16 protein-coding genes are annotated in these 16,605 nt (G+C 38.9%); 8 read left to right on the top strand and 8 right to left on the bottom strand.

Translation table 11 applies throughout. The annotated features are described in order from the left end of the window. Positions 1 to 2: 2 nt before the first annotated feature. Complete coding sequence (locus B5473_RS03500) at positions 3 to 1,007, top strand: LacI family DNA-binding transcriptional regulator (protein WP_079523683.1); 1,005 nt, start codon at positions 3 to 5, stop codon at positions 1,005 to 1,007. A gap of 60 nt (positions 1,008 to 1,067) precedes the next feature. After that, on the top strand, positions 1,068 to 2,405 hold the full coding sequence (locus tag B5473_RS03495; RefSeq protein ID WP_079523682.1) for a gluconate:H+ symporter: 1,338 nt from the start codon (positions 1,068 to 1,070) through the stop codon (positions 2,403 to 2,405). Positions 2,406 to 2,451: 46 nt separating this feature from the next. Here B5473_RS03495 and B5473_RS03490 read toward each other — a convergent pair whose 3' ends face one another. Then, a complete protein-coding gene (locus B5473_RS03490; RefSeq protein ID WP_079523681.1) occupies positions 2,452 to 2,697 on the bottom strand; it encodes a hypothetical protein in 246 nt (81 codons plus the stop codon). A 229-nt stretch (positions 2,698 to 2,926) separates the two neighbouring features. Between B5473_RS03490 and B5473_RS03485 the strand changes: the two genes are divergently transcribed. Next, positions 2,927 to 4,324, top strand: a complete 1,398-nt coding sequence (locus B5473_RS03485) for a hypothetical protein (protein WP_079523680.1) — start codon at positions 2,927 to 2,929, stop codon at positions 4,322 to 4,324. 105 nt (positions 4,325 to 4,429) lie between these two features. Here the strand turns inward: B5473_RS03485 and B5473_RS03480 are convergent, their stop codons facing one another. Further along, entirely contained in the window at positions 4,430 to 5,032 is a 603-nt protein-coding gene (locus B5473_RS03480; protein WP_254865231.1) for a DUF3298 and DUF4163 domain-containing protein, read from the bottom strand. Positions 5,033 to 5,257: 225 nt separating this feature from the next. On the opposite strand from B5473_RS03480, the gene B5473_RS03475 reads away from it, so the two are divergent. Both B5473_RS03475 and B5473_RS03470 read left to right on the top strand, forming a co-directional pair. After that, a complete protein-coding gene (locus tag B5473_RS03475) occupies positions 5,258 to 6,514 on the top strand; it encodes an MFS transporter (protein ID WP_079523679.1) in 1,257 nt (418 codons plus the stop codon). Positions 6,515 to 6,582: 68 nt separating this feature from the next. Beyond that, entirely contained in the window at positions 6,583 to 6,822 is a 240-nt protein-coding gene (locus tag B5473_RS03470; protein ID WP_079523678.1) for a hypothetical protein, read from the top strand. A gap of 68 nt (positions 6,823 to 6,890) precedes the next feature. On the opposite strand, the gene B5473_RS03465 is transcribed toward B5473_RS03470, so the two are convergent. Then, positions 6,891 to 7,127 (bottom strand): DUF1540 domain-containing protein, encoded by a 237-nt coding sequence (locus B5473_RS03465; protein WP_079523677.1) that lies wholly within the window; start codon positions 7,125 to 7,127, stop codon positions 6,891 to 6,893. Between the two features lie 291 nt (positions 7,128 to 7,418). Here B5473_RS03465 and B5473_RS03460 point away from each other — a divergent pair, with 291 nt between their 5' ends. After that, positions 7,419 to 8,906: a class I adenylate-forming enzyme family protein gene (locus tag B5473_RS03460; protein WP_079523676.1), complete on the top strand. Its 1,488-nt coding sequence runs from the start codon at positions 7,419 to 7,421 to the stop codon at positions 8,904 to 8,906. 155 nt (positions 8,907 to 9,061) lie between these two features. On the opposite strand, the gene B5473_RS03455 is transcribed toward B5473_RS03460, so the two are convergent. From B5473_RS03455 to B5473_RS03435, 5 genes are all read right to left on the bottom strand, one after another. Beyond that, positions 9,062 to 9,967 carry an ABC transporter ATP-binding protein gene (locus tag B5473_RS03455; protein ID WP_079523675.1) on the bottom strand — a complete coding sequence of 302 codons (906 nt, stop codon included), beginning with the start codon at positions 9,965 to 9,967 and terminating at the stop codon, positions 9,062 to 9,064. Beyond that, positions 9,960 to 11,012, bottom strand: a complete 1,053-nt coding sequence (locus B5473_RS03450; protein ID WP_079523674.1) for an ABC transporter ATP-binding protein — start codon at positions 11,010 to 11,012, stop codon at positions 9,960 to 9,962. Before B5473_RS03450 ends, B5473_RS03455 begins: the two co-directional genes overlap by 8 nt. Positions 11,013 to 11,027: 15 nt before the next feature. Next, entirely contained in the window at positions 11,028 to 11,963 is a 936-nt protein-coding gene (locus B5473_RS03445) for an ABC transporter permease (RefSeq protein ID WP_079523673.1), read from the bottom strand. Beyond that, entirely contained in the window at positions 11,963 to 12,892 is a 930-nt protein-coding gene (locus B5473_RS03440) for an ABC transporter permease (protein WP_079523672.1), read from the bottom strand. The genes B5473_RS03445 and B5473_RS03440 overlap by 1 nt, the downstream gene beginning before the upstream one ends. A 129-nt stretch (positions 12,893 to 13,021) precedes the next feature. Continuing rightward, positions 13,022 to 14,689, bottom strand: coding sequence for a peptide ABC transporter substrate-binding protein (locus B5473_RS03435; RefSeq protein WP_079523671.1), 1,668 nt, complete (start codon positions 14,687 to 14,689; stop codon positions 13,022 to 13,024). Positions 14,690 to 15,013: 324 nt separating this feature from the next. Between B5473_RS03435 and B5473_RS03430 the strand changes: the two genes are divergently transcribed. Continuing rightward, entirely contained in the window at positions 15,014 to 15,511 is a 498-nt protein-coding gene (locus B5473_RS03430; RefSeq protein ID WP_079523670.1) for a DUF1456 family protein, read from the top strand. A 150-nt stretch (positions 15,512 to 15,661) separates the two neighbouring features. Further along, on the top strand, positions 15,662 to 16,561 hold the full coding sequence (locus B5473_RS03425) for a radical SAM/SPASM domain-containing protein (protein ID WP_079523669.1): 900 nt from the start codon (positions 15,662 to 15,664) through the stop codon (positions 16,559 to 16,561). Positions 16,562 to 16,605: the final 44 nt, after the last annotated feature.

Here is a 16,605-nt window from a genome sequence, read left to right as displayed (position 1 = left end):
ATTTGAAAAATATCACTATTTCCGATGTCGCAAAGCATGCGGGTGTTTCTAAAAGTACCGTTTCGCAATACTTGAATGGTCGATATGAATATATGAGCGAGCATACCCGAAAAAAAGTGGAATATTCCATTCGCGAACTTAATTACCGACCAAATATTATTGCCCGCAGTTTGTCGCAAAAATCTACTTTCACTGTAGGAATTATTGTCGCGAATATTCTACATTCATTTTCCACTCATATTATTCGAGCAATTGAACTGAACTTTAATAAACACGGCTTTCATACAATTGTATGCAATGCGGATGATGAACCTGAGAAAGAACGGCAGTACATTGAAATGCTCATGGCAAAGCAGGTCGACGGGATGATTATTTTCCCGACTGGCGATAATCTGGATTTGTATGAGCAAATGAAAAAGAAAAAGTATCCGATTGTTTTCATGGACCGTACGATAGAGGGGTTGGGAATTCCTTCTATTTTACTGGAAAACGAACAAGCGGCAGAAATGGCGGTAAAGGCATTGACCGATAACGGGCATAGCAGGATTGCTATGCTGACCGCTCCGATAACACGTAACATTACACCACGGCTGGAGCGAATTGATGGTTATAAAAAAGCTTTAGTGAGTAGAGGCATACAAGTAAAAGATGAATATATACATAGTGTTGAAGTCGAAGAAATGAAAGTATCTCTTCGTAATATGTTTAAACTGGATCAACGGCCGGAAGCGATCATCGCAGGCAGTGACCGTGTATTAGTCGAAATCTTAAACTTTGCAAAAGAGAATCAATTTGTCATTCCGCAAGATTTGGCGGTAATTGGAATTGACGATGTATCATTTGCAAACTTGTTTACACCCCAACTTACGACCATCTCACAGCCGACAACACAAATGGCGAATAAAGCCGTGGAGTTGTTATTACAGCAAATCAAAGGGGATCAAAAGCTGTCTGACTACAAAACTATCCGCTTTGGTGGCCAACTTAATATGCGTCAAAGTCATTAATACAAAAGCTGTGTTGATTATTGCATGGATGTACAGCTATTAACAACCTAGGGGGAAAACATGGATTTCATAGTAGACTATTTACCGATCATCTGGGTCGCACTTGGTGTCGGTTTATTATTATATTTAAACATCGTTGTAAAATTAAATAGTGTATTAGCTTTACTTATTGTTGCAATTCTTGTTGGGGTTTTAAATGGTTTATCGTTAACGGATGTTGTGACATCTGTTAAAACAGGCTTTGGGAGCACACTTGGTAGTTTAGCGATTATTATCGGTATGGGTGCAGTTCTCGGGAAGTTAATGGTTGATTCTGGGGCTGCCCAACGAGTTGCCTCGACATTGCTCAAAAAGTTCGGAGCAAAAAATGTGGAATGGGCAATTTTGATTGTCGGTGCAATTTTCGGTATTTCTGTATTCTATGAAGTAGCGTTTATTATTTTGGCACCATTAGTTATTTCTATTGCAATTGAAGCGAAAATGCCTTACTTGCGTTTAGGAATTACAATGGTTGCAGCTGCTACAATGGCGCATAGTATATTCCCGCCACAGCCAGGTCCGACTGCACTTGTAGAAGCATATGGTGCGGATATGGGTATGGTCTATCTGCTGGGGATTGTTGTAGCGGTACCGGCAATTATTGCAGCGGGGATTATTCTTCCGCGTGTTTTAAAGAATTTGGATTTGCCAATACCTCCATTATTGAAAAAATCTGAAGAAGTCAATCTGGATGATGCACCGGGGTTTGGAATTAGTTTATTAATTCCGTTATTACCTGCGATCATTATTACAGGCGCTACGATTTACAATATGATTTTCGATAAAGACTCGGCTGTTGGCCAATTTATTAACTTTTTAGGTAGTGCTGAAATTAGTATGATTTTGGCAGTACTGATTGCGATTTATGTATTCGGTATCCGTCTCGGCCGTACGATGAAGGAAGTAATGAATTCGTTCTCGGGTGCGATAGAAGGTATTGCAATGATTATCTTTATCGTCGGTTCTGGTGGTGCATTTAAACAGATTATTTTAGATACGGGCATCGGTGATCTTATTGCAGGTGTGATGCAAAACACGTCCATTAACCCGTTAATTATGGCATGGCTGATTACAGCGGTTATCCGTATTGCTACAGGTACAGGGGTTGTGTCGGCGATTACAGCTGCAGGTATTGTAGGACCGTTAATCCATACATTTGATGTCAATCCGGTACTCATGGTTTTGGCAACAGCGGCGGGCAGTAATACAATTACACATGTTAACGATGCATCGTTCTGGCTGTTTAAAGAGTACTTTAACTTATCGATCAAAGATACATTTAAAACATGGGGACTTCTACTATTCACAACATCGATTGTCGGTCTTGGCGTAGTATTAATTCTGGATATATTTATTTGATAATTTTGATTATGGCATGTCCGAAACTTTATTTCGGACATGCTTTTTATTGTTCCTGTATAAACAGGACCCGCTCAAAGCTGCATTCTTTGCAAACGAGTAAATGTGGGCAAATCTCATCTTTAGCGGTATTTGGGTAGCCGTCAAAAAGCTTTACAGTATTTTCATCATTATAATGTCCGTATGGATCTGAATAATCGGCTACCTTTCCTCCATCCTGCAGCGGACTGGTACATGTCGGACAATCTATACTGACTTTTTCTAATGCATTGCATAATGGGCAAATTGCCATAAGCACACCTCTATTTTTATCGATATATATGTAATATGTCTTTTTATAACCAATAAATAAACACAAATGGCCAATGAAATTATTTTTAGAGTGACCTTCCTAACATTGGGCTATGATTTATAGAATCTAGGCGAATACCATAAAAACTTAAAAAATATATATTGTTACTAGGCGCTCACAACCTTTCTTTTCTCTCCATATGCTAAGTAAAAAGGAAAAGAGGTAAAGTATGGGGATTGAAATAACAGCTCTCCACTGGATCTATGTTGTTTTCATCATGCTGATCATTATCTTTATGGTAAGGCGTCTGGATACAACATTGATTAGCATTGTCGGGATTTTTGTTATTGCTTTTGTCGCGACAGGGGATTTTGTTTCTTCAATTGGCGGGGTTTTTAATAGCTTCATTTATGCAATAACCGAACTTTTATCTACTATTTTAATTATCTCAATTATCGTTGCGATGAGCCGGGTACTTACTAAAACGGGGATTAATGAAGTAATGATTGCCCCTTTTACAAAGATTATTAAAAACCCGACATTAGGATTTTGGACAATCGGGATATTAATGATGATTATTTCCTGGTTTTTCTGGCCATCTCCTGCAGTAGCGCTGCTTGGAGCTGTTTTATTACCTGTAGCAATACGGGCGGGGCTGCCGGCATTAGGTGTGGCTATGGCAATGAACTTATTCGGTCACGGGATTGCGTTATCCAGTGATTTTATTATTCAAGGTGCCCCGAAGTTAACAGCTGATGCTGCAGGACTTCCTGTTGGAGATGTCGTGTCGGCAAGTATTCCTCTTGTCATAACGATGGGGGTTGTGACGACAGTTGCAGCATTTTACTTTTTGAAACGCGATATGAAGCGCGGCACTATTCCTTTAGTCGGAACGTATGATAATAGTACGGAGCAAGAACTGGAGCAAACAGAAAATCTATTATCGATGACTCAGAAAAAAATCTTCGCTCTTTTAATTCCGGTTGCCTTTGTACTGGATGTTGTTGCAATGGCTATTTTTGATCTTCAAGGAGGAGACGCAACAGCACTAGTAGGAGGTACTTCTGTTTTTATCCTGCTGATACTTTGTGTTATTGCTTATAAAAAGAAGGGGCTTGACGAAACGACAAGCTACTTTATTAAAGGATTCCAGTTTGGGTTTAAAGTATTTGGACCGGTCATCCCGATTGCGGCGTTTTTCTATTTAGGGGACGCGGGTTTTATTACAATTCTCGGAAATCATCTGCCTGAAACATCACATGGTATTGTGAATGACCTTGGTATGGGACTGGCGGCGCTTGTACCATTAACAACGGAAATTGCAGTTGTGACATTGACAGGTGTTGGGGCAATTACAGGACTGGATGGATCCGGCTTTTCCGGAATTTCTTTAGTAGGGTCACTCGGAAATTTATTTGGTACTGCAATTGGAGAAGGTACGGCAACATTGACTGCTCTTGGTCAAATCGCGGCTATTTGGGTAGGTGGCGGTACACTTGTTCCATGGGCGCTTATTCCTGCAGCAGCCATCTGTAATGTTAGCCCGTTTGAGCTTGCAAGACGAAATCTTGTACCGGTAATAATTGGTTTAATTGTGACGACAATTGTAGCGTTTTTCATTATTTAGCCTTGGAAGGGGACGTATAAATTTTTTACTTGGCACCTCATTACAAGTACGAAAAGGAATGTACTATATTTTGAACTTAAAAATATAGTACATTTTCACTTAACATTAACCGTTAGTCGCCAATCTGCCAAGTGGACCGGATTCATCAATAATATCTGCCAAATCAAAAACAGAAATCGGAAACATTGGCAGACCTACAACATATGGAGTAATCTCATATAACTGAAAATAAATAACGAGTGTTTTATCTGCAATATAGAAATCCTGATCCGGACTTATACCCGGAAAATCACCTAATGTAGGGAGATCCCGCTCCTGAATTTGAATATCGACAAGAGCAGAAAGTCTTCTGACGTAATTGGCGCCCGGTTTAAATAAATCCTTGAGTGTACATAGCTTCTTCTTTTCTATATCAAATGTCAGTGATTCAATTGTCGTCATCCCGTGTGCGGCCTTTTCATGATAAGTGTAATTGGATAGGCTCAAACTTAGTACTTGCCGCTGATTATTTTTTATTTCATATAGCCCCAGCATTTCTTCTACAGTTGTCGGCATATCGCCAACTTGCTGTGCAATTTGTTTTTTTACTAGCTCCTTAATCGCCTCATTCATCTCATTTTCCCATGAATGATCCCACTTGTAAGTAACATGTGGATAATATACCAATTGATTCGGTCCATAATCTAATCGAACAGTACTAACAGGCATTGGACCAATTTGAAGAATATTTTCACTTCCTTCACCTTTTTTTCTTGAATAAAAATATGCAACTAACCCTGCATACTGTTATTTATATGTAGGGTATATAACTTTATGAAAGTGTTGGCTTGAAAAGATAACAGCCTAAGTACTTTCATAAAATAGGTAAGGTAAAAGAACTCATAATTAAAAATTCAAATGTCTAAAGAAAAACTTTTATGGGAGTAGTGATCATTGGAAAAGCAAAATAGTAAGTACAGATGGGTAGTATATGTTTCGGTTCTGCTTACGTATTTATTGATGGCCAGTCAGCGGACAGCACCTGGATTAATTACCGATCAGCTGATGCACGACTTTAATATTACGGCCACTACAATCGGGTTAATAACAGGAGTTCAATTTTTTGTCTATACAAGTTTGCAAATACCAATGGGGATTTTGGCAGATCGCTTTGGACCAAATTTCTTTCTTATTTTCGGGGCCGTCCTTGCAGGCGTGGGAACAGTTCTTTACAGTGTCGGAACACATGAATCGGTACTATTTATATCGCGGATTTTTACGGGAATAGGGGATGCGACGATTTGGGTTAATATGATGCTCATATTAGGCCAGTGGTTTTATAAGAAGGAATTTGTCCGTTTAGTCGGTTTTGCCGGGATGACAGGCAGTTTAGGATTCTTGTTGGCGACTGTTCCATTTTCGGCTTGGATTGAATTCCTTGGATGGAGATGGGCATTTTTCTCATTAGGTCTTCTTGTAAGTTTGTGCGGTCTATTGCTATACATGATTTTAATAAAACAAGCAAAAAGGGCTTTTCCGCAAACTTTGCCTGTAGTAACAGAGCCCGTCCAACGTGAAAAAACAGCTGGCATTGTGAAAAGAGTGTTTTCCAGCCGGCAAGCATGGGCATTATTTTTATGCCATTTTGGAGTAGTGGGCGGCTATGTCGGATTTATCAGCTCGTGGGCTGTGCCGTACGGAATGGATCTTTACGAAATGAGCCGATCACAAGCGAGTCAGTTAATTATGGTTGGGCTCGTTGGTGCAATTATTGGTGCGCCTTTTATGAGTTGGGTTGCAAGTATGTATGAATCGATTAAAAAACCATATATAGCAGTGCAAACGATTGTTTTTGCAAGCTGGTTTATGTTTCTTTTATTTCAAGGATATCCGTCCCTGATCGGAGTTATTGTACTTTTCTTCCTCATCGGCTTCGGATATGGAGCAAGTGCATTGACATTTGCTGCTGTACGGCAGTCATTCCCAATGAAAGAGTCTGGCATTGTATCGGGATTTGCCAATACAGGAGGCTTTTTAAGTGCCGTCCTATTGCCGATTTTTTTAGGTGCAATATTGGACTATGTTCAGGCAAGCTCGATAGATATACAATACGGTTATTTCTATGGCTTCATTATTCCGGTTCTTTTTTCTTTAATCGGTTTAATTGGAATTATGTTATACAAAGAAGTGCATGCTACGGAAACATTCTAGATTTGAATAACTAATAGTTACATAAACAATTGTTCATCGCACATCCTAATAGTTGAGGAGGTGGATGAATGAACGAAAAAAATTTCACAGAAGCAGGAACAGATGTTAATGAAGTAAAGCGTTTGAATGCAGCTTCCGGTCTTTCGTATAATAAAACGCTTGCTATACTTGCCAAGGAACAGGAAGTGAAGACGACTGATGAAATGCCGCTTCGCCCTTTAACGGAAAATCTGGAAGTCGACAGCCGTACTTACAAGGTTAATGAAGTGCCTGGTAGTGGGCAGTTAGGTGGCAACGGTCCGCATTAAATCATTAATAAAAAGGAAGCTGTCTAAATAAGTGGTGTACACTTACTAGACAGCTTCTTCAAAATTACTTAGTGACGCTTTTCTGCATCTTTTTTACAAATAAATGTTTTGCAGCAAGTGTCGCTGGAAGACTTGGCTTCTTTTTGTTTAGGGGCTTGCAAATCAAAGTCAGAAGCAAATTCCGACCGCTCTTTTTTGTTGGTTATACTTTCCATATCGATTTCAATTTTTTCAGCCCCACAAAAATTCCCCTTTGCATGGAAAAAGCAATCTGATACAGTACATTTCACCTCTAAAGCTGGCATAATTCTCCTCCTCTTTGATTTAGCAATAATGAAGAAAAAGGCGCGTGATTGCTTTCCTTTTGAATCTTCATCATTAATTTGTCCACTCTGAATGTTTTTATGTTCAAATAAAATGGATCAATTAGCTTTATTTGACAACTAGCTTATCCAAAATAAACGTATAACATTCGCGTCTTCTAAAATTTTCATTAGTTGCTTAAAAAATAAACAGACAGAAAATATTGCATTAAGCAGCTTAAAATTGTTAAAATTTAGAATATTAAGATATTTGTATATTAAGGGGGATTTTAAATGACAGTTTTACAGGCATTAGTTGACCAAGCTCTGGAGACACCAAATGCAACGGCTATTCAATTTGAAAATGAAGTATGGTCATATGAAGAACTTCTGAATAACTCGCGGAAAATTGCCGGTTATCTGATTGAAAAGGGCTTTCAAAAAGATGATATTGTAGCAGAATTTGCGCTCAACTCCCATTTGTTTATGGCCGTTTATTATGGCGTACAGCTTGCAGGCTTAACCGTAATGCCTGTGAATACCAAGCTGGCTCCTCCTGAAGTGGATTTTATATTTAAGCATTCAGAGGCAAAAATTTTAATATATGATGAAAAACTGCAAGCGACGATTGATCTTACGACACATGGTTTTCAGGAAATCCTTTCACTTTCACAAATTAAAGAAATTATTAATGGAAACAGCGCTTCTCAATCATTGCCGCAGTTAGACCTAGAAGACACGTCCGTTGTTATGTATACATCCGGAACGACAGGAAAACCAAAAGGGGTTATGCTCAGTCACCGGAATATTTTGGAGACAGCGCAAATCTGGTCTGACTCAATGAATATGACGAACGAGGACCGCATGTTTATTTGTACACCATTGTTCCACTGTGCAGGCAGCCATGTATTTGCGGTGCCGACAATTTATAAAGGAGGAGCAGTTCTTATAGAAGAAGCCTTTTCACCAGATCAGACATTGAAAAACTTAGTTGAAACAAAAGCGACTATTTTCTTTGGGGTACCGGCAATGTATACGATTTTATTGAACAAACCAGAGTTGCAATCCTATGATTTTAGTCAATTGCGTCTGTTCTGCTATGGAGCTGCACCGATGCCGTATGAGCTTGTTAAGCGCCTGAAGGATACATTCCCGAATGTAAAAGTACAGAACTTATATGGGCAAACTGAAAATACACCTGCTGCGAGTTCATTGCTGGATGATGCAGCACTGTTTAAAATCGGTTCAGTAGGCAAACCGTTAGCACGGACTGAAATTCAGCTGCGCGATGCAAATGGTGAAATTGTACCATTAGGGGAAGTCGGTGAAATTTGCGTGAAAGGTCCCCAAGTAATGAAAGGATATTTGCGTGCACCGGAAGAAACAGCAAAGTCGATTCAAGATGGATGGCTGTATACCGGAGATTTAGGCCGTTTTGACGAGGAAGGCTATTTATATATTGTAGACCGCAAAAAGGATATGATTATTCGTGGCGGCGAAAATATTTATCCGATTGAAGTGGAAGAGGTACTTTACCAAATGCCTCAAATTTTAGAGGCTGCTGTTGTAGGGGTCCCTCATGAAGTGTACGGTGAAGTTCCAAAGGCGTTTGTTGTATTAAAAGAAGGCCAGCAACTAATGGAACAGGATGTGCTGGACTATTGCATGACACAGCTTGCAAAGTATAAAGTTCCGTTTGAAGTCGACTTTATCGATCAACTGCCACGTAATGCTTCCGGCAAAGTACTGAAGCATACGTTAAGACCAAAACAGACGATATAAAATATGATAGCCTCGATTTAGTCGAGGCTATTTTTCATGAATAAAATAAGACTATTTTCCAATCCTTTGCAGTGCAGGAGTGAGGAATTGGTAGAGAAACTGGAGCAATATATTGAAAAAAGCCGAGTACTCAAATTGGATACTCGGCTCTCTATTTATAACCAGCTAGCAAGTTGCTGTTTTGTGGCAAATACAAAATGTCCTGGACGTGCTTCTAAAGTTTCTGCATTTTCTGGTGTTTCTTCATGCTTGTAAGGAATACGAACACGTTTACGCTCATACTCAGGGTTGGGTTGAGGTACCGCAGAAAGTAAAGACTTTGTATAAGGGTGAATTGGATTGTTGTAAATCTCATCCGCATCACCTAACTCTAAAATTTTCCCGCGATACATAACTGCAATACGATCCGAGATATACTTCACCATCGATAAATCATGGGCAATGAATAAGTATGTTAACCCACGTTCTTTTTGTAGCTGTTTTAATAAGTTAACGACTTGAGCTTGAATAGATACATCTAGAGCAGAAATTGGCTCATCCGCAATAATGAAGCTTGGATCCAAACTTAATGCGCGGGCAATCCCAATACGTTGGCGTTGACCGCCTGAAAATTCATGTGCATAACGGTTTGCATGCTCACGGTTTAAACCAACAGACTCTAACAACTCTCCAATTTTTTCTTGACGGTCTTTTTTATTTTTGTAAAGGCCGTGAATATCGTAGCCTTCCGCAATAATTTCACCAGCTGTCATCCGCGGGTTTAACGATGCATAAGGATCTTGAAAAATCATTTGCATGTCGCGGTTGAATTGCATCGATTCTTTTCGTGAAGAATAAGAATTCACATTTTTTTGGTTAAATAAAATTTCGCCTTCAGTAATATCATATAGGCGAATAATTGAACGTCCCGTTGTTGATTTACCACAGCCAGATTCGCCCACTAGTCCAAGTGTTTCGCCTTCATAAACGTCGAAGCTAATGCCGTCAACCGCTTTAATAGGCTCTTTGGCAGTACCGAAATATTGTTTTAAGCCTTTTACTTCTAAAATCTTTTTACGCATTAGCTGTGCCTCCTTTTGCCATTTCAATACGGCGAGCAACCGCCTCAGGAAGTGGGATTTTTGGAGCATTAGGATGAAGTAACCAAGTTTTTGCAAAATGAGTGTCAGAAACTTGGAACATCGGTGGCTCTTCCTCATAGTCGATTGCTAAAGCCAGCTCATTACGAGGGGCGAATGCACAGCCTGTAGGCGGATTAATCAAGTTTGGAGGCGAACCAGGTATTGCGCGTAATAACTCGTCTGTAGAGTTGTTTAAGTCGGGCATTGAACCTAGCAGACCCCAAGTATAAGGATGCTTAGGGTTGTAGAAAATGTCCTCTACTGTACCATACTCAACAATTTGTCCGGCGTACATAACGGCAACACGGTCAGCCACGTTTGCCACGACCCCTAAATCATGGGTAATAAAAATAATCGATGTATTTGAACTTTTTTGAATGTCCTTCATCAATTCTAAAATTTGCGCCTGAATCGTTACATCGAGCGCTGTTGTTGGTTCATCGGCGATTAAAAGCTTAGGATCCGCAGCAAGGGCAATCGCGATGACAACGCGCTGACGCATACCACCAGAAAGCTCGTGTGGATAAGAAGCAAAACGTTTTTCCGGAAAAGGGATACCCACTTGATTTAATAATTCAATGGAACGAGTTTTCGCTGCTCCTTTACTGGAAACTTTTTTATGCTTCAATAAAACTTCCATAATTTGCTTGCCGATTCGCATCGTTGGGTTTAGTGCTGTCATCGGATCTTGGAAAATCATTGCTACTTCATTGCCCCGGATGGACAACATTTCTTTTTCAGAAAGAGGAATCAAATCACGACCATTAAATTTAATTTCGCCCTTTGCATAAATACCGGGTGGCTCAGGAATCAGCTTCATCAAAGCATTACTCGTAACACTTTTACCTGAACCCGATTCACCTACGATAGCTAATGTTTCGCCTTCGTATAGTTCAAAGTTTACGCCTCGTACAGCTTGTACAATACCGGCGTACGTTTTGAAATGAATATGTAAATCATTAACTTCTAAAATTTTCTTTTTCATATCGTACACCCTTTTCTATTTACGTAATTTTGGATCTAAAGCATCGCGAAGACCATCTCCAACAGCGTTAAATGCGAAAATCGTTAACGAGATGAAGAGGGCAGGGAACATTAATCGCCAAGGTGCTGATTGGATTGCCTTATTTCCTTCTGAAGCCATCGTCCCCCAACTTGCAAGCGGTTGTTGTACTCCTAAACCAATATAGCTTAAAAATGATTCTGTAAAGATTGCAGCTGGAATAGTTAATGTCATTGTTACTAAAATAGCGCCCATTGCATTTGGAATTAGGTGACGTTTAATTAAATGCCATGAACCAGCGCCTAATGTGCGAGAAGCTAAAACAAATTCACGACTCTTAATTGAAAGTACCTCAGCACGAACGATACGTGCCATGTTTACCCATCCCGTAAAGGATAGGGCGATAATCATAGGAATTAATCCTTTCTCCATAACCACTAGTAAAATGATAACAACTAATAAATAAGGAATCGCTGTTAAAACATCGGCTATACGCATCATAATGTTATCTACGCGGCCACCAAGTAATCCTGAAATACTGCCCCAAAGGACACCAATAATTAGATCGATTACAGCTGCAGCAAGACCGATGAATAACGAAATTCGTGCGCCAATCCATACACGAACGAATAAGTCGCGTGCAAGGTCGTCTGTACCGAACCAGTGGGCAGCTGAAGGGGGTGTATTGTAAAGACCCGTATTTTCTTCATAACTCCAAGAGGAAAACATCGGTGCAAAAATAGCCATAATTGTAATAAACGATAAAATAACCAAGCCTATAATTGCTAGCTTGTTATGTGAAAACCGGTACATTACCTCTTGCCAAAATGAAATTTGCTTTTTGTTTAAAGAATCCGCATCACTTGGACGGGCGCCTACAATTTCAAAACGCTCCGGAGCGATTTGTTCATTAAATTTATTTTCTAAAGTCATTATTTTTTCGCTCCTTTCAATTTGATACGAGGGTCAATGTAGTGATACAAAATGTCTACAATTAATACCGCAAAGAGTAAAATAATTGAATAGAAAACAGTTACACCCATAATCGTCGTATAATCACGATTCGTAATAGATTGTACGAAGTGACGGCCAATACCCGGTATGGCAAAAATTTGTTCAATAATGAAACTTCCTGTCAGTACTCCTGCAGTTAAAGGTCCTAAATAGGTGATAACCGGCAACAACGCATTACGAAGCGAGTGTTTAAATACAATTGTCCATTTTCCAATTCCTTTAGCACGTGCAAGCTTTACATATTCACTATTATTTTGTTCCAGCATACTGGACCGAGTTAGCTTTGCAATAAACCCTACATGTGACAGGGCAATAGCGATTGCAGGTAAAACCGTGTAGCTAAAGCCTTTCCATCCCGTCACAGGGAACCAGCCAGCTTTTAGCGACAAATACAGCTGTAATAACGCTGCAAGAATGAAGGATGGGACAGAAATGCCAATAACAGCGATGACAGTAGACACATAGTCAGGAAAACGATTGTGATAGAGCGCTGAAATGACACCAAATAAAATTCCAAAACCTATTGCTAACAACATTGCTTCTAAACCTAATATTAATGAAACAGGAAATCCTTCTGAAATCATATCGTTTACTGAACGTCCTTTGTATTTCATGGATTCACCAAAATCCAATGTAAGAGAAGAAATTAAATAATCTTTATATTGGATATACCATGGATTATCGAGGCCGTATTTTGCATTAAGTTGCTGTTCGATTGCTGGTAATAGCTCACGCTCACTGGCAAATGGGCTACCTGGTGCAAGTTTCATTAAAAAGAACGTTGCCGAAATGATAAAAAATAATGCTATCAAAATGTAAATTAATCGCTTGAAAATATAGTTAAGCATTAGACAACCCCCCCTTGTTTTAAGATAATGAATATTCTGAAATATATGGAAAGGCTGCTCTAAATCACATGGATTCTGAGCAGCCTTTCATGCAAAAATACACAGTAAGTTGTGTTGATACGTTATAGATTATTTGTTGATATCAACATTTTTAAGTGAAATATTACCTAATGCGTCTGGCTCCATGCCTGTTACATAATCTTTTACGATGTAAGGGTTAGTATAGAAGTAGATTGGCGCAACTGGAACTTCTTCAGCCATAATTGCTTCTGCTTGTAACATAATCTGAGTACGTTTGTCTGGATCTGTTTCAGTAACTGACTGTTTTAATAAATCAGCGTATTCCGCATTTTCCCAGCCAGTATCGTTGTTTCCGTTATCCGCAGAGTTATACATTTCCAGGAATGTGTAAGCGTCGTTGTAGTCAGCAATCCAACCTAAACGACCTACTTGATAATCTAAATTAGTAAGTTTGTCTAAGTACACTTGCCATTCAGAGTTATCAAGCTTTACTTTGATACCTAATTCTTTTGTCCATCCTTGTTGAATGAATTGTGCAATCGAAGCATGAGCTTCAGAAGTGTTATGTGAAACTGTAATTTCTAATTCAGAAGGATCTGATAAACCAAGTTCTTCTAAACCTTTTGCTAAATACTCTTTTGCACCTTCGAAATCAGCATCTTTGAAATAACCTTCATCATCACCAAATCCATCAACAGAGTTTGGAACATATCCTAATGCAGGTTGTTGTTCCGCTTTTGTAATGTTGGCAATTAAGCTTGCACGGTCTATTGCTAAAGTTAAAGCTTTACGAATATTTACATTACCCGTTACTTCATCTGTCGTGTTGAATTTATACCAGTAAACACCAGAGTACTCCGCTACGTTAAGCGTGCCTTCTGATTTTAAGCGATCGATTGCATCTAAAGAGATAGAACCATAGTTTGTTCCTAAGAAGTCAATTTCATCAGCATCAAACATGTTCATTTGAGAAGCTTCAGATTCAACGATTGCTACGTTTACTGTATCAATTTTTACGTTTTCAGCATCCCAGTAATTTTCTGATTTAGTGAATACCAAGTTACCATTGTGAACCCACTCTGTTAAAGTGTAAGCACCATTTGATACGATTGAATCTGCTTCAGTGTACCAGTTAGGATTTGCTTCTTGAGTAGCTTGGTGAATTGGTGAAAATGTTTTGAAAGCAGTTAATTCTAAGAAATACGGTGTTGGAACTTCTAAAGTTACTTCTAACGTTTTATCATCCACAACTTTAATACCTAAATCATCGGCAGAGCCAGTACCTAAGTGGTAAGCTTCAGCACCTTTGATTGGGTATAAAATTGACGCGTATTCAGAAGCGTTTTCTGGAGTTAATGCCCATTTCCAAGCAAAAGCAAAGTCGTTTGCTGTTACAGGGTCACCGTTAGACCATTTTGAATCACGTAATTTAAATGTATAAGTCAATAAGTCATCGGAAATTTCATAGCTTTCTGCGGCTGCCTCAACAGGAACGCCGTTTTCCATTGTCATTAAACCTTCAAAAATGTTGTTGATAGCAGTACTTGATGTAGTATCAGATGCTAACCCCGGGTGTAAAGACGGTGGTTCAGACATAAATACTAAGTTAAGCTCTTTTGGTTCTGATGAAGTGCTTGTAGACCCTTCATTATTTGTTTCAGTACCTGTAGAACCTTCCGATGTTTCATTTTCCTTACTGTCGTCTCCACCACATGCCGCAAGTACTACAGATAGTACAAGTGCCATGAAAAGTGTTAGAAACTTGTTCAATTTCATCTTAAAACCCCCCATTTTGTGTAAAAACATGATATTTTTTGCAAATTAATGCAATATAACTATATCAAATCTTCTGAAAATTATAAACCTATTTTTTTATAAATAACGTAAATTTTCTGTTTAGAGCATAAAATTACTATTTAGTGTTATTTATTTTACAGGTTACTTTTTTTTTTTCAAAACATAGTGAATACTAGTTTAGCTGAGAAGAAATGTATAAAAAAGTACGCTAAAAGATATCCCCGACGTTTAAGTGATCACGCTAACATTTCAAGTCCAACCTCTGATATAATATTTGCTAGCAAAAGAAGTATGGAGGTTATTATGGATAATAATGATATTCTCATCCGAACGCGTTATGCATTGGATTTGAAAAATAGAGAAATGATTGAAATTTTTAAACTTGGTGGCATAACAGTGAAACCAGAAGACATGCCAAAACTGTTGACGAAGTCGTTAGAGAAAGATGAAGAAGTGCCAGCTGACTACGATCAAATAAAAGTTAACAACAAAACATTAGAAGCATTTTTCAATGGCTTAATTACTCATAAGCGTGGTCCAATGCCGAAAAAGGAAGGGCAAGCAGCGCCAGTACAAGAAAAGCCAGATCATATGAATAACATGGTACTAAAAAAATTAAAAGTAGCATGCCAATTAACTGCCGAAGAAATGTTGGATGTGCTTGATGACGGTGGAATCGCTGTTTCAAAAGGTGAGCTTGGTGCAATAATGCGTAAACCGGGTCACCGTAATTACAAAGAATGCGGCGACAACTTTGCGCGTAAGTTCCTTAAAGGCCTATCTGTAAGATACCGAGGATAAAATACAAACCGCCTAGAATTTTTCATGTTCTAGGCGGTTTTTCTATTTACGTTATATATTAAGCTAAACAGACAGCTTCCTTTTTACATAAGAAATTTGTTACAATGAGTAGTATTGTTTAGGATGAAAAAAAGGAATGGTGAACGAGCGTTGAAAACTTTTAAGAAAGTGTATATCGAAATTACAAGTGTATGTAATTTAGCATGCAGCTTTTGTCCACCTACAGAGCGAGCAAAAGGATTAATAAAGGTAGAGCAATTTGCTCATATTTTAGATGAAATTAGCGGCTATACAAAATATATTTACCTACATGTAAAAGGGGAGCCTTTATTGCATCCGCGCATCGGGCAGTTACTCGATATTGCACATGAAAAAGGCTTTAAAGTTAATATTACGACAAATGGAACATTAATTAAAAAGAACCGTGAAAAGCTGCTGGGCAAGCCTGCACTAAGACAAATAAACTTTTCGCTTCATAGTTTTGATGGACATGAAGGTTCTGAAAACCGCGAAAAGTACTTAGGTGATATTTTGGAGTTTGTACGGGATGTACGAAAACATAATGTCATTATTTCCTACCGTCTATGGAATTTGCAGCGCAATAATGTTTCGGAGCTTGCAAACCGCAGAAACCGCGAAACACTTGAAATTCTGGAAAAAGAGTATGAGCTGGACTATGAAATTCAAGAGCGGGTGGAAATGGGCTCAGGAGTAAAAATTGCAAAAAACATTTATTTAAACCAAGATCATGAATTCCGCTGGCCTAGCCTGCTTGAAAAAGCGGATGAAGGCAAAGGATTCTGTCATGCATTGCGTACACATGCAGCGATTTTAGTAGATGGTTCTGTTGTTCCATGCTGTTTAGATGGCGAGGGTGTCATTAATTTAGGAAATGTCCACGACCAGAAGTTCGGCGATATTATTACGACAGATCGTGCACAAAACTTAGTAGATGGGTTTTCTCGCCGTGAAGCTATTGAAGAACTGTGTAAAAAATGCGGTTTCCGCCAAAAGTTCGGCATGGATTCCGAGCTGCCGGATGTTTTATAGTCCATTAAATTGATAGATTAAAAAAGGCTGTCCTGATTTTCTCC

Origin of the sequence: Solibacillus isronensis, assembly GCF_900168685.1 — a bacterium.
In the GTDB taxonomy this organism is placed as follows: Bacteria; Bacillota; Bacilli; order Bacillales_A; family Planococcaceae; genus Solibacillus; species Solibacillus isronensis_A.
This window is presented reverse-complemented; position numbering and strand designations above follow the sequence as displayed.

Bases quoted from the DNA above. Each gene is read 5' to 3' on its own strand.
- B5473_RS03460 (WP_079523676.1), top strand. From the start codon at position 7,419: ATGACAGTTTTACAGGCATTAGTTGACCAAGCTCTGGAGACACCAAAT.
- B5473_RS03495 (WP_079523682.1), top strand. From the start codon at position 1,068: ATGGATTTCATAGTAGACTATTTACCGATCATCTGGGTCGCACTTGGT.
- B5473_RS03430 (WP_079523670.1), top strand. From the start codon at position 15,014: ATGGATAATAATGATATTCTCATCCGAACGCGTTATGCATTGGATTTG.
- B5473_RS03455 (WP_079523675.1), bottom strand. From the start codon at position 9,967: ATGCGTAAAAAGATTTTAGAAGTAAAAGGCTTAAAACAATATTTCGGT.
- B5473_RS03445 (WP_079523673.1), bottom strand. From the start codon at position 11,963: ATGACTTTAGAAAATAAATTTAATGAACAAATCGCTCCGGAGCGTTTT.
- B5473_RS03440 (WP_079523672.1), bottom strand. From the start codon at position 12,892: ATGCTTAACTATATTTTCAAGCGATTAATTTACATTTTGATAGCATTA.
- B5473_RS03490 (WP_079523681.1), bottom strand. From the start codon at position 2,697: ATGGCAATTTGCCCATTATGCAATGCATTAGAAAAAGTCAGTATAGAT.
- B5473_RS03435 (WP_079523671.1), bottom strand. From the start codon at position 14,689: ATGAAATTGAACAAGTTTCTAACACTTTTCATGGCACTTGTACTATCT.
- B5473_RS03480 (WP_254865231.1), bottom strand. From the start codon at position 5,032: ATGCCTGTTAGTACTGTTCGATTAGATTATGGACCGAATCAATTGGTA.
- B5473_RS03485 (WP_079523680.1), top strand. From the start codon at position 2,927: ATGGGGATTGAAATAACAGCTCTCCACTGGATCTATGTTGTTTTCATC.
- B5473_RS03450 (WP_079523674.1), bottom strand. From the start codon at position 11,012: ATGAAAAAGAAAATTTTAGAAGTTAATGATTTACATATTCATTTCAAA.
- B5473_RS03470 (WP_079523678.1), top strand. From the start codon at position 6,583: ATGAACGAAAAAAATTTCACAGAAGCAGGAACAGATGTTAATGAAGTA.
- B5473_RS03465 (WP_079523677.1), bottom strand. From the start codon at position 7,127: ATGCCAGCTTTAGAGGTGAAATGTACTGTATCAGATTGCTTTTTCCAT.